General features: G+C 37.1%; 12 protein-coding genes. 5 read left to right on the forward strand and 7 right to left on the reverse strand.

The window, feature by feature from the left end:
* Nucleotides 1–134: 134 nt before the first annotated feature.
* From FJ651_RS12715 to prfB, 6 genes are all read right to left on the reverse strand, one after another.
* A complete protein-coding gene (locus tag FJ651_RS12715; protein WP_140990913.1) occupies nt 135–323 on the reverse strand; it encodes a hypothetical protein in 189 nt (62 codons plus the stop codon).
* A gap of 77 nt (nt 324–400) precedes the next feature.
* Nucleotides 401–844 carry a large conductance mechanosensitive channel protein MscL gene (gene mscL / locus FJ651_RS12720; RefSeq protein ID WP_140990914.1) on the reverse strand — a complete coding sequence of 148 codons (444 nt, stop codon included), beginning with the start codon at nt 842–844 and terminating at the stop codon, nt 401–403.
* A gap of 77 nt (nt 845–921) precedes the next feature.
* Nucleotides 922–3,342, reverse strand: coding sequence for a TonB-dependent receptor domain-containing protein (locus FJ651_RS12725; protein ID WP_140990915.1), 2,421 nt, complete (start codon nt 3,340–3,342; stop codon nt 922–924).
* A gap of 115 nt (nt 3,343–3,457) precedes the next feature.
* Nucleotides 3,458–3,886: a hypothetical protein gene (locus FJ651_RS12730; protein WP_140990916.1), complete on the reverse strand. Its 429-nt coding sequence runs from the start codon at nt 3,884–3,886 to the stop codon at nt 3,458–3,460.
* Between the two features lie 12 nt (nt 3,887–3,898).
* A complete protein-coding gene (gene arsC, locus FJ651_RS12735) occupies nt 3,899–4,240 on the reverse strand; it encodes an arsenate reductase (glutaredoxin) (RefSeq protein ID WP_140990917.1) in 342 nt (113 codons plus the stop codon).
* Between the two features lies 1 nt (nt 4,241).
* Nucleotides 4,242–5,352, reverse strand: a protein-coding gene (prfB, locus tag FJ651_RS12740) for a peptide chain release factor 2 (RefSeq protein ID WP_140990918.1) whose coding sequence is annotated in 2 segments (ribosomal slippage) — nt 4,242–5,288 and nt 5,290–5,352 — 1,110 coding nt in all. Because the reading frame shifts where the segments join, the coding sequence is not laid out codon by codon here.
* A 96-nt stretch (nt 5,353–5,448) separates the two neighbouring features.
* Here prfB and FJ651_RS12745 point away from each other — a divergent pair.
* Both FJ651_RS12745 and FJ651_RS12750 read left to right on the forward strand, forming a co-directional pair.
* Nucleotides 5,449–7,860 carry a zinc-dependent metalloprotease gene (locus FJ651_RS12745; protein WP_140990919.1) on the forward strand — a complete coding sequence of 804 codons (2,412 nt, stop codon included), beginning with the start codon at nt 5,449–5,451 and terminating at the stop codon, nt 7,858–7,860.
* A 2-nt stretch (nt 7,861–7,862) separates the two neighbouring features.
* A complete protein-coding gene (locus FJ651_RS12750) occupies nt 7,863–8,882 on the forward strand; it encodes a threonine aldolase family protein (protein ID WP_140990920.1) in 1,020 nt (339 codons plus the stop codon).
* A 2-nt stretch (nt 8,883–8,884) separates the two neighbouring features.
* Here FJ651_RS12750 and FJ651_RS12755 read toward each other — a convergent pair whose 3' ends face one another.
* On the reverse strand, nt 8,885–9,208 hold the full coding sequence (locus FJ651_RS12755) for a YbaB/EbfC family nucleoid-associated protein (RefSeq protein ID WP_140990921.1): 324 nt from the start codon (nt 9,206–9,208) through the stop codon (nt 8,885–8,887).
* Nucleotides 9,209–9,308: 100 nt separating this feature from the next.
* Here FJ651_RS12755 and FJ651_RS12760 point away from each other — a divergent pair, with 100 nt between their 5' ends.
* The 3 genes from FJ651_RS12760 to FJ651_RS12770 all read left to right on the forward strand — a co-directional run bounded on the left by FJ651_RS12760 (nt 9,309) and on the right by FJ651_RS12770 (nt 13,850).
* Nucleotides 9,309–11,357 carry a S9 family peptidase gene (locus FJ651_RS12760; protein WP_394348094.1) on the forward strand — a complete coding sequence of 683 codons (2,049 nt, stop codon included), beginning with the start codon at nt 9,309–9,311 and terminating at the stop codon, nt 11,355–11,357.
* Between the two features lie 70 nt (nt 11,358–11,427).
* Entirely contained in the window at nt 11,428–12,465 is a 1,038-nt protein-coding gene (locus FJ651_RS12765) for a PLP-dependent cysteine synthase family protein (RefSeq protein ID WP_140990922.1), read from the forward strand.
* A gap of 125 nt (nt 12,466–12,590) precedes the next feature.
* Nucleotides 12,591–13,850, forward strand: a complete 1,260-nt coding sequence (locus tag FJ651_RS12770; protein ID WP_140990923.1) for an aminotransferase class I/II-fold pyridoxal phosphate-dependent enzyme — start codon at nt 12,591–12,593, stop codon at nt 13,848–13,850.
* Nucleotides 13,851–13,888 lie beyond the last annotated feature (38 nt).

The raw sequence follows: 13,888 nt of genomic DNA on the forward strand, positions 1-13,888 counted from the left end.
ACTATATCATATTTTGACGGGAAGGAAAAGTATGTGAATCTTATTATTTACCCGCGTCGTTATAAGCACGAATAATGATGATAGCCCATATGGCTACAAGGAATGATACGATGACGGAAAACCAAAAAACTATCTCACTTGCTTCCATCGTTCACTAACTTTAAATAAATCATTACACCCAGCAGCGTTGGTGCCCAAAGGCCGACGAATATCCCATGAAGTTCGTCGCCGGTTAAAAACAAATATTCAGCAACAACAATAATAACTACACAAAGCAATAGCATTAGGAAGTTGGCTAAACCCAGTTTTTTAAAGTAATTCATTAAGAATAATTTATATGGTTAAAATTAGTGAAAAATGTTAATAAATATTAAAGAAACCATAAGATTTCTAAATACTGTTATTTGGTTTGTTTTAAAATAGCATTTTGTTCTTCTAACAAATCGCTCATTTTTGATAGTAATTCTATGTCTTTTGGAGTTTCAACTGTTTTATCCTTAGCATCTTGTGCTCTGCGTTTAAATCGATTCATGCCTTTTACAACTATAAAAACCGTCATTCCTACAATAAAAAAATCTAAAAGTGTCTCTAAAAATAAACCGTACCCAATAGCAATTTCCTGAGTTATTTCTTCTCCTCTTGCATCTAACACTTCCTTTTGAAGAATATATTTTTTTTCGCTATAATTAATGCCATTGGTTAGCATTGAGAGCGGTGGCATCATGATTTGTTTAACTAGAACGTCAATAACCTTATTAAACGAAGCACCGATAATAACACCGACGGCAATATCTATCATATTACCTTTAACAGCAAACTCTTTAAACTCTTTTAAAAACTTCATACCCAAAAAATTTATTTAGGGCAAAAATCATAAAAAGATGCGAATTAAGCCACCTATTTTATCCTTTAAAATTACGTTTAACCTTCAAAATCAAAATCATCACCATCAAAGTTGCCGTTGCGTTCTCTTCGTTCGCGTTCTCGCTGCTGATTGAATCTGTAGGTGAAGGCTAAGTTAAAACTTCTAACGCGCCATTGAAACTCACTTCTTGAATTAAATGTGGGTGTATTGGTGAATGTTACCCGTTTACGAGAGTTGAACACGTCACTAATGTTAAATGCTATAGAACCTGCACCTTTAAAGACATCTTTGCTAAATGCCAGGTCGGTAGTAAAAATACCCCGATTTCTGTTTTGAGCGTCTTCGGTTGGGCCGCGATAATTCATTCTGGTTTGCCAATCAATCTCACCGGGTAAAGTAATTTTGTTGTTTAGCCTAATAAACCAACTTAAGTTTTCAGCACCAAAGTCTGTGCCTTCAAACTCACCTTTTGTAATGGATTGGAAGAGATTAAAGTTGGTATTCATATTCCATTTTTTTGTTGGCCTGTAAGTTACAGTCCATTCAAATCCGTATCGTTCGTTGGTAGCTAAGTTGATAGGAGTACGTCTAATAATTGGTACTTCGGTACTGCCAACTATTGCATTATCGCCTGTTTCTTCGGTTATAAATACAAAAACATCGGTGGCATTTTGAAAGTACATGGAAGCATTCAAGTCAAATTTCCCAAACTTTTTAAAATAGCCTACATCATACGTGGTACTAAAACTTGGATCTAAATCCGGATTTCCCTGAAATAAGTTGGTTGCTGAGCTTCTTGAAGGAAACGGATTGATAAATCTTGAACGCGGTCTTCTTATTCGTCTGTTAATACCTATGGTTATGTTTTCGTCTTCTGAAATTTCATAAGCTAAATTTAAGGTTGGAAATAAATTGGCGTAGTTTTTACGGTCAAAATCACCGCTGGTTTGCTGGTCTATGGTAATTCGGGATTCTTCTAAGCGCAATCCGAATAAAAACGAAAATTTCTCACCTATTTTACTTCCGAATTGGGTGTAAAACGCGTTGACATATTCCCTGTATATAAGGTCGTTACTTAGATTGGTATCCAAAACAAAATTGCCGTCTCCATCGTTAAAAGATACTGCGTAATCTGTGTTTAATTCAATAAATCTGCCCTGGTAGCCGGCTTCAAACTGACTATTCTCACCAACCGGAACTACATAATCGGTTTGAATAAATACGCGTTGTTCGCCTTCATCTGTTTTAACATCTTCTGCAACTATATCATCTTGTTGAATTAAAGAAGCTTCTGATTCAAAATTGTCTTCAAATTGAAAATTAAATGTAAATCGATGGTCTGAATTACCATTAAATTGTTTGTCGTAATTAAAAGTATATTGAAAGGTTTTATCGTTTTCAAATTCAGGATCAAAACGTCTGGTGGTATTGACCAAACTGTTGTTAGAGTCAAATTCTCTCAAAGTATTGAGAGTTTCGTTCTCATCGTCGCTGTTTCTTATTTGAACGGAGGTTGTGATAGATGAAGTTTCGTTTACATACCATTCTACACCAATGTTGGTGTTTAAATCTTTGCTGAAACGCTCAATGTCTCTTGTTTCGGTTAATGAATTATTGGTGCTTAAAAAGTTGGTATTAGAAAAGGCGTTGCCGGGTCGTTCTCTGTAATTGTAACTTGTTGTGGTGAAGAAGTTAAAATCGCCGGTTCTGTAGTTCATATTTGCCGAAATTCCGGCTTGTTGCGGATATCCGGCGTTCACTGTGACTGCACCGTTTACACCTTGTAGTTTACTTCGTCTTAGAATAATGTTAATAATACCTGCTGTGCCTTCGGCGTCGTATCTGGCAGATGGGGATGTAATGACTTCAACGCGTTCAATGGCTTCGGCAGGAAGTTGTCTTAATGCTTCGGTTGAATTAAGTCCTACTAAACCTGAAGGTTTACCATTAATTAAAATTCTAACATCGTCGTTTCCTCTAAGTGCTACATTACCTTCAACGTCAACTGTAATAGATGGCACATTGTCCAATACATCGCTTACAGTACCACCGCGAACGGTTAGATCTGATCCCACATTGTAAACTTTTTTATCGAGCTTGATATCTACGGTAGTTCTTTCAGCGATAATTTCAACCTGATCCAAGGCCTGAGAATCTAATGCCAATGAGACGGTTCCCAGATTAATATCTTTGTCTAAAACTTTGTTATTATAGGTTTTGGTGGTATAGGAAATGTATTCTACAATAATATTGTAGGTTCCTGTAGGTACTAGAACTTCGAATTTACCGTCTAAATCGGTAATGCCGCCTGTGGTAATTTTATTTTCAGCTATATTAAAAAATGAAACAGTTGCATATTCTAGAGGATAGCTTGTACCTTGCTCAAGAACGATTCCTGAAATTTTCACCTCCTTTTGAGCAAATGACAATAAAAATGGAAATATAAAAAATATTGAAATTAAAAAGGGCTTATACATTTGTTGGTTGTTAAAACACAAAGTTAGCCCTTTGATTATGGGGCTCGGTTAATGTATTGTTAAAGCCTCATTGGTTTTTTAAATGCCTTATAGTTTCAGCCTATAATAAGCGATGTTAGTTTTTTTCCTTTTTTTCTTTCTTTTTTTTCTTTTCTTTGATGACTTCCTTTTCATCAAAATCTCCTTTAACCATTTCTTTTATTTTAGTCATGTTCTCTTCGGTTAACAAGGCTTCTATATCTTTAAAATGATTGTCTTCAAGTTTTCTAACAGCTTCTTGATACTCAAAACTTCTGTTATATCGTTGTTTGCCTAGTGCTATTTTTTCTTCAAAAAAACTATTTAATTTTTGTCTGATAATTTCTTTTTGAAAATCGTCAGCATTTAAAGTAAATAAGAAGTTATTGATATATTCTTGTTTACGTTCTTCTATTTTGCGCTCAGTCCGTTCTTTTTGACTTTCGTTAGGCATCACATTTTGCGAATAGTTTTTATTAAATGATAAAAAGGCTATTAGGCTAAAAATTACGGTGTATTTAAACATGGATCTTTAAATTTATATAATGGTTAAAATATTTTCTGCTGGTCGGCCAATTACGGCGCGATTGCCATTTACAACAATTGGTCTTTCAATAAGTTTTGGGTGTTTTACCATAGCTTCGACAATATCGTCTTCAGTAAGTGCGTGTGCTTTAAATTGTTCCTTCCAAATAGATTCATTTTTACGTACCAATTCCTCTGCGTTGATTTTGAGTTTTTCAAGTAAAGCTTTAAGTTCTTCGGTATTTAAAGTCTGGTCTAAATATAAAATAGTTTGGTGCTCAATACCTTTAGACTCCAATAGCTTTAATGCTTCTCTACTTTTTCGACAACGCGGATTGTGATAAATTTCTATCATTTTATAAAGTTTTAGCTTCGTCAGTTTTTTGTCCCATCATCATTAAGTATGCCTTCAAAAACTGTTCCAAATCGCCATTTAGTACCGCGTCTACATTACCTGTTTCGTAGCCGCTTCTTACATCTTTAATCAATTTATAGGGATGAAGTACATAGTTTCTGATCTGACTTCCCCATTCAATTTTCATTTTTTCGGCTTCTATGTCTTCTCTTTGCGACATGCGTTTTTGCAATTCAATTTCGTAGAGTTGAGATTTGAGCATTTGTAAGGCACGCTGACGGTTGTCGTGTTGTGAACGGGTTTCTGAGCAAGATATTTGAATACCCGTTGGTTTGTGGGTTAACTGAACCTTGGTTTCAACCTTGTTAACATTTTGTCCGCCTGCACCACTGCTTCTTGCAGTGATAATTTCAATGTCAGCCGGATTCACTTCAATTTCAATCGTGTCATCTACCAAAGGATACACATAAACCGAAGCAAAACTGGTATGGCGTTTGGCGTTACTGTCAAACGGTGAAATTCTCACCAATCGGTGAACGCCGTTTTCACCCTTAAGCCAACCGAAGGCAAAATCGCCTTCAATTTCTAAAGTTACCGTTTTTATGCCCGCTACATCGCCGTCCTGAAAGTTGAGCTCTTTTACTTTGTAACCATTTTTTTCCGAATACATTAAATACATACGCATTAACATGCTGGCCCAATCGCACGATTCTGTGCCACCGGCACCTGCGGTTATTTGAAGGACAGCACTTAGTTTGTCGCCTTCTTCTGAAAGCATGTTTTTGAACTCTAACTTTTCAATGGCGTTTTTAGTAACTTCAAATTGGTTGGCTACATCTTCGGCTGCATATTCACCTTCTTTGTAAAACTCATAGGCAATTTCAAGTTCTTCAAAAAGATTGACAGCAGTATGGTAATCTTCAACCCATTTTTTCTTTTCGCGAAGTGATTGCATCACCAATTCTGCTTTTTTAGAGTCGTTCCAGAAGTTAGGGTCGAAGGTTTGTTCTTCTTCGTTAGCTATTTCTATAAGTTTGGCATCTACGTCAAAGATAGTGCCTTAGTTTGTCAAGGCGTGTTTTAAGATCTTTAAGCTGATCGGTGGTTATCATTTGTAAAAATTTTTCCAAAGTTAAAAATTATTAATGGCATGCGAAAGGTTAATATTTATAAAGTTATTTTGTAGTTTTAAGGTTTAATTTTCAAATATGAATAAGCTTTTTGTTTGGGCGTTTTTGGCCATGTCAATTCAGTCATTAAACGCTCAGTTTTTAAATTCAAAAAAAGTGCAAACTTTTGAAGGCTACTTTAAATTTTATTACGAAGAGGCCACCGATAAAATCTATTTAGAGGTCAAAAATTTAGACCAGGATTTTCTCTATGTCAATTCACTGGCAACCGGAATTGGTTCCAACGATATTGGCTTAGATAGAGGTCAATTAGGAAACACCCGAGTAGTTAAATTTCAAAAGGCCGGAAATAAACTATTATTGGTTCAGCCCAATTTAGATTATCGCGCCAACACTAAAAACCAGCTGGAGCGAAAAAGTATCGAACAAGCTTTTGCCAAATCGGTGTTGTTTGGATTTAAAATTTTAGAGGAAAAGGAGCAGACTTATCTAATAGATTTAACTCCATTTTTAATGCTCGATGCTCACGGCGTTAGTAGCCGTTTAAAAGGTGAAGGCAGTTATAAAATTGATGAAAGCAAATCGGCTTTATCTCTCGAAAGAACCAAAGCTTTTCCAAAAAATGTTGAGTTTGAAGCGTTGTTGACTTTTAAAGGTGAAGCAACCGGAAGAAATATTAAAAGCGTTACTCCAACACCGGAGTTGGTAAGTGTTATTCAACATCACAGTTTTATTGAATTGCCCGATGATAAATATCAACCCCGTGAATTTGATGTGCGCAGTGGTTCGTTCTCGATATCTTATATGGATTATGCCACACCGGTTCAAGAGCCCATTAAAAAACGCTTGATTACCAGACACAGATTAGAAAAGAAAAACCCAGTAGCAGCCATAAGCGAAGCGGTTGAGCCCATTATTTATTATTTAGATCCCGGAACACCCGAGCCGGTTCGTTCAGCATTACTGGAAGGTGCTTCTTGGTGGAATGAAGCATTTGAATCCATTGGTTTTAAAGACGCCTTTCAGGTAAAATTACTACCTGAAGATGCCGATCCTATGGATTGCAGATACAATGTGATTCAATGGGTACATCGTTCTACAAGAGGCTGGAGCTACGGTGCCAGCGTAACCGATCCTAGAACCGGCGAAATCATTAAGGGTCATGTTAGTTTGGGTAGCTTGCGCATTCGTCAGGATTTTTTAATTGCGCAAGCCTTAATGAATAAGCCTTTTGCAGAAAGAGACGATAATTATCAATCCATGTTAGAGATGGCGTTGGCACGTATTCGTCAGTTAAGCGCCCACGAGGTTGGACATACCTTGGGTTTTGCGCACAATTTTGCGGCCAGTGTTAATAACAGAGCTTCGGTAATGGATTATCCGCATCCTTTGGTGGAATTTAAAAACAATCAGATAGATTTTAGTAACGCATATGCCACAGGGATTGCTCCTTGGGATAAAGTAACAGTGGCTTACAGCTATACACAGTTTAACGAAAATGACAACGAGAAAGAAGCACTCAACAGGTTACTTGAAAATGCTTATAACAGCGGAATTCGTTTTATCTCAGATTATGATGCACGTGCCACAGGTGGCGCACATCCGTTGGCACATTTATGGGATAACGGCACAGATGCCGCCAAAGAGTTAGAACGTGTTTTAGAGGTAAGACAGCAAGCTATTGTTAATTTTTCAAAAGATAACATTCGCAGTAGTGAACCGTTTTCGGTTTTAGAAGATGTTTTTGTGCCATTATATTTCTTTCACCGTTATCAAACAGAGGCCGCGGCAAAAATAATTGGAGGTTTGGATTACAACTATGCGGTTAAAGGTGATAACCAGTTTACGGTAAAGACTGTTAATGCCACAACTCAAAAAATAGCTTTAAATACCTACTTAAAAACAGTAAACGCCGGGATCCTTGCAATTCCGGAAGACAGGTTGACCTTATTTCCGCCTAGAGCCTATTCGTATAACCGCGATCGCGAGTCGTTTAAAGGAAAAACGGGTGTAGGCTTCGACCCTATGAGCGCAGCTATTACGGCGGCAGATATGAGTTTAGGGCTGTTGTTGCATCCACAGCGAACCAATCGCGTTTTTCAACAACACAGTCTGGATGAAAATCAATTAAGTTTAGAGACTATGTTGAATGAGTTAATTGATGCTACCTTCGGAAAAACCTTCGAAAACACCTATCATAATGATATACAACAGCTTATTAACGAACGAGTCTTGCTTCACTTAATCAATTTAGCAATTGATGATAGCGCTTTATTTCAGGTGAAGTATCATGCCAACAAGGCTATTGGCAAAATTTCAAAAGATTACGTCAATCATAAAAGAAGAGGATCTGTCTATGCGGCTCAATTTTCAAAAATCATAAGTGAATACTACGAAAACCCCGATAAATTCAAATTAAAAAAAGTAGATGAAATTCCTGATGGCGCACCCATAGGAAGCTATTTTTGCACCACAATTTTAGAAGAATAATTATGACTATAGATTTAAGAAGCGATACGGTAACTAAGCCAACTTCCGGTATGTTGCAGGCCATGATGGCGGCCAAAGTTGGTGATGATGTTTATAAAGAAGACCCAACCGTTAATGAGCTGGAAAACCGATTGGCCAAAATGTTTGGAAAACCAAAAGCCTTATTTTTTCCTACCGGCAGTATGGCCAATCAAACAGCGATTAAACTACATACCAATCCGGGTGATCAGGTAATTTGCGATAAATATGCTCATATCTATAATTACGAAGGTGGTGGTGCTTCCTTTAATAGTGGTGTTTCGTGTAAACTGGTTGATGGTCATCGCGGGATGTTTACTGCCCAACAGGTTGAGGCATCTATTAATCCTCCAGATTTTTATCATAGTCCGTTAACCAAACTGGTTGAGGTTGAGAATACCACCAATAAAGGTGGCGGTGCTTGTTGGGATTTTGAAGAACTCATTAAAATAAAGCAGGTTTGCCTAAAGCATAACCTAGGATATCATCTGGACGGAGCCCGTTTGTGGAATGCTTTAGTAGCCAAGAATGAAACACCTAAACAGTATGGCGAATTGTTTCAGACCATTTCCGTTTGTTTAAGCAAAGGTTTGGGTTGCCCGGTTGGTTCGGTTTTAATTGGTGATGAAGATATCATGCAAAACGCCATTAGAATTAGAAAAATTTTGGGTGGTGGAATGCGTCAGATTGGCTATTTGGCGGCTGCCGGATTGTATGCCTTAGACCATCATTTTGAGCGACTAAAAGAAGATCATGATAAGGCCAAAGACATAGGAAAAACGCTAGAAAAGCAACAGTGGATTAAAAAAGTAGAACTAATTGAAACCAACATTGTGATATTTGAATTGAACGATGACATCAACGAAACAGAATTTTTAAACAAACTCAAAGACAAACAAATTTACATTATTGGTATGGGCAGTAACAAGCTGCGCATGGTTACGCATTTAGACTACACTAGCCAAATGCACGAAAGATTTTTGAAAACCATTAGTACTCTGTAACTTTACTTAAACATATCCATTCCCGGAATGTTGGGCATGCCTTCTTTGGCTATTGCTGCTAATTCGGCATCGTGGATGGCTGTTGCCTTTTCTATGGCTTTGTTGAAGTGGAGCACGAGATAATCTTCCAGCATTTCTTTGTCGGTTAATAAACTATCGCCAACCTCAACCGATTTAATTTCTCTATCTGCCGTAAGTCTGATGCAAATTAAATTGTCGCTGGATTTGTGCTCTACATAAACGGTTTTAAGCCGTGCTTTGGTGGCTTCTACTTTTTTTTGGGCTTCTTGAAGTTTACCCAGCATTCCCATCATGTCTCCAAACATTTGTTTTTATATTTTTTGCAAAAATATCAATTATTGTCGGTCTTTTCAAGAATACTAAAGTTACAGTTTTAATCTTATTTTTGCATTTCAAAAAAATAACATGATGCAACTTCCGCCAAGGGCAAAAAAAATTGAGACTAAAATTACAGTTCACGGAGATACTAGAATTGACGATTATTTTTGGCTGAATGAAAGAGACCATAAAGATGTACTAGATTACATCAATGACGAAAATGCCTTTTACGAGGAAGAAACCAAGCACCTGGCAGATTTTAGAGAGCAGTTGTTTTTAGAAATGAAGGCCAGAATTAAGGAAGATGATTCATCGGTTCCCTACAAGTACAATGGCTATTGGTACATTGTAAGGTACGAAGTTAATAAAGATTATCCCATTTACACGCGTAAAAAGGAGAGCTTAGAAGCCGAAGAAGAAATTTTGTTTGATTGCAATGAAATGGCAGCAGGTTATGTTTATTTCAAAATGGTTGGATTGAGTGTAAGTCCGGATAATACAAAAATAGCTTTTGGATTAGATACGGTAGGCAGGCGCCAGTATGAGATTAGAATTAAGGATTTAACAACCGGAAATATTTTAGACGATGTTATTCCCAACACTACCGGCTCAGCCGCTTGGGCCAATGATAATCAAACGTTTTTCTACACCAAAAAAGACGAAAAGACCTTGAGAGCCGATAGTGTCTATAAGCACAAATTAGGGTCGAAGTTAGCAGATTATTGTGTGTTTGTTGAAAAAGACGATACTTTTGGAACCACCGTATACAAATCCAAATCAAGAGACTATATCATCATTGCTTGTTACAGTACAGTTTCAAACGAATATCATATTTTAAACGCCGATACACCTGATGAGAATTTTGAATGCTTTCAAAAGCGAATAAGAGATCTTGAGTATAGTATTTCGCATTATAAAGATAGCTTCTACATTGTCACCAATGCAGATGAGGCCTTCAATTTTAAGCTTATGAAAACACCGGTATCTAAAACCGGCATTGAAAACTGGCATGAAGTGATTGCTCACAGTGAAGATACCTTGATAGAAGACATTGACATTTTTAAAGATTATTTGGTGGTATCAGAACGAACCAATGGTTTAAATCAAATTAAAGTGATAAGATGGGATGATGATAGTTCTTACTATTTATCATTTGATTCTGAAACTTACCTGGTTAATACAACAAGCAATGTAGATTTTGACACCGAGTTGCTGCGCTATAGCTACAGCTCGTTAACCACACCAAATTCTACATTCGACTTTAATATGCGAACCAAAGAAAAAATATTGTTAAAACAACAAGAAATCGTTGGTGGTTATAACGAAGCAAATTATCAGTCACAACGTGTGTGGGCAACTGCTCAGGATGGTACCCAAATACCAATTTCTATGGTATATAAAAAGGGGATTAAAAATGATAGTAACAACCCTTTACTGTTGTATGCTTATGGTTCGTATGGAATAACTGTAGATCCGTATTTTTCGACTCTACGACTTTCATTATTGGATCGCGGTTTTATTTACGCCATTGCACATATTAGAGGTGGAGAATATTTAGGCAGAAAGTGGTACGATAACGGAAAGCTGCTTCAAAAGAAAAACACCTTTTCAGATTTTATAGATTGCTCAAAATTTTTAATTGATCAAAAATATACCTCTGCATCACATTTGTATGCTATGGGTGGCAGTGCCGGAGGTTTGTTAATGGGGGCAGTTATTAATCAAGCGCCGCAGTTGTACAATGGGATAGTGGCAGCAGTGCCATTTGTAGACGTGGTGAACACCATGTTAGACGATACCATTCCGCTAACAACAGGCGAATACGACGAATGGGGCAATCCGCACGAAGAAACTTATTACCATTATATAAAATCTTATTCGCCATATGACCAGGTAAAAGCACAGGATTATCCAAATATGCTGGTTACAACAGGTTATCACGATTCACAGGTGCAGTATTGGGAGCCGGCCAAGTGGGTTGCCAAACTGCGGGAGTTTAAAACCAATAACAATAAATTGTATCTTAAAACCAACATGGAAGCTGGCCATGGCGGTGCTTCGGGAAGGTTTGAAGCTTTAAAAGAAGATGCCGAAGAATACGCCTTTTTACTGGATTTGGAGAATATTACCCGCTAATTAAAAAAAATCTATTACTTTTGCTTGGTTTTAGGTATCATTTTTTTTGTGATATTGATAAATAGCATTTATGAAAAAAAGTTTGAATGTTTTTGATAATGTGTTAGACCTGATTGGCAATACACCGCTTATCAAATTAAATAAAATGACCCAAGACTTTGATGGTGAGTTTTATGCAAAAGTTGAGTCTTTTAATCCGGGTCATTCTTCTAAAGATCGAATCGCCTTATTTATTATAAACGAAGCCGAACGCCAGGGAATATTAAAACCGGGTGATACCATTATTGAAACTACTTCAGGAAATACCGGTTTTAGCATTGCAATGGTTAGTATTATTAAGGGTTACAATTGTATTTTGGCGGTGAGTTCAAAGTCATCTGCCGATAAAATTGATATGCTTAAATCGATGGGTGCACAGGTATACGTTTGTCCGGCTCATGTGAGTGCAGACGATCCGCGTTCGTACTACATGGTTGCCAAACGTTTACACGAAGAAATAAAAGGTTCTGTTTATATCAATCAATACTTCAATCAACTTAATATAGACGCTCATTACCGTTCAACCGGTCCTGAGATTTGGCAACAAACCGAAGGTAAAATTACCCATTTAATTGCCTGTAGTGGCACCGGCGGAACTATTTCAGGAACTGCCAGATATTTAAAAGAGCAAAACCCAAACATCAATATTATTGGTGTTGACGCATACGGTTCAGTACTTCAAAAATATCACGAAACCGGTGAGTTTGATGAAAAGGAAATCTATCCTTACCGCATTGAAGGTTTAGGAAAAAACCTTATTCCAACCGCAACCGATTTTAAAATAATAGACCGTTTTATTAAGGTAACTGATGAGTCGAGTGCTCATACCGCGAGAGAAATTTCCAGAACCGAAGGTTTATTCGTGGGCTATACCAGTGGCGCCGTAATGCAGGCCATTAAGCAGCTTAATGAAGATGGCACTTTCAAAAAAGGTGACAAGGTAGTAGCCATTTTCCCTGATCACGGTTCTCGCTATATGAGTAAAGTTTACAGCGATAAATGGATGCAAGAGCAAGGTTTCTTTGACAGCAAAAGCGAAGTTTCTGAAACCATTCAATATATCAAGTAACAGAAGGCAATTTCTAAATTACTTCACTTGTTCACAAAATTGTTTACATTACTGTAGAATTTATTGGGTGCAAATAAGATATTTATCTAATTTTGCCCCAACTAACAATAACTAATTTAAGTTAAATGAAAGATCTGTTCGATAAAATATATCGCGATAAAGGTCCGCTTGGAAGATGGGCTTCACAAGCTGAAGGTTATTTCGTATTCCCAAAGTTAGAAGGTGAAATCTCAAACCGAATGAAATTTCAAGGTAAAGATGTCATCACTTGGAGTATAAACGATTATCTTGGTTTGGCCAACCATCCTGAAGTTCGTAAAGTAGATGCTGAAGCAGCGTTGCAATACGGTTCTGCATATCCTATGGGTGCCAGAATGATGTCTGGACATACTAATTTACACGAGCAATTACAAAATGAATTGGCTGAATTTGTCAACAAAGAAGCCACCTATCTTCTTAATTTTGGTTATCAGGGAATCATGTCAACCATTGATGCATTGGTATCTAAAGACGATATTATTGTTTACGACGTAGACGCACATGCTTGTATTATTGATGGTGTACGTTTACACATGGGTAAAAGATTTACTTACAAGCACAACGATATTGAAAGTTTAGAAAAAAACCTTGAGCGCGCTACAAAAATGGCCGAGCAAACCGGTGGTGGTATTTTGGTGATTTCTGAAGGCGTTTTTGGTATGCGTGGCGAACAAGGTAAGTTAAAAGAAATTGCAGCTCTAAAGAAAAAATATAAATTTAGATTTTTAGTAGACGATGCCCATGGTTTCGGAACCCTTGGTAAAACAGGAGCCGGAGCAGGTGAGGAGCAAGGCGTGCAAGATGATATTGACGTTTATTTTGCGACTTTCGCTAAAGCAATTGCCAGTACAGGTGCTTTTATTGCTGCCGATAAAGAAATTATAGATTATCTAAAATACAACCTGCGTTCTCAAATGTTCGCCAAATCATTGCAAATGCAGTTGGTGGTTGGTGCTAGAAAACGTTTAGAAATGCTAAGAACCATGCCTGAGCTTAAAGCTAAGTTATGGGAGAATGTAGATGCTTTACAAAGCGGATTAAGAGCGCGTGGATTTGATTTAGGAACTACACAAAGTTGTGTAACTCCGGTTTATCTAAAAGGAAGTATTCCCGAAGCTATGGCTTTGGTTAAAGACTTACGTGAGAACCACGGTATTTTCTGCTCTATAGTTGTGTATCCGGTAATACCAAAGGGTTTAATTCTTTTAAGAATGATTCCAACAGCTACTCATACATTGCAAGACGTGGAAGATACATTAAATGCTTTTTCAGCTATTCGCGATCGTTTAGAAAATGGTACCTACAAAAGATTATCTGCTGCAGTGTCTGCTGCCATGGGAGAATAATTTTAACTAGATAATTTTTCAAAATTTTAAAAGCCGCA

It is taken from the genome of Paucihalobacter ruber (genome assembly GCF_006494535.1).
GTDB classification, from domain to species: domain Bacteria; phylum Bacteroidota; class Bacteroidia; order Flavobacteriales; family Flavobacteriaceae; genus Paucihalobacter; species Paucihalobacter ruber.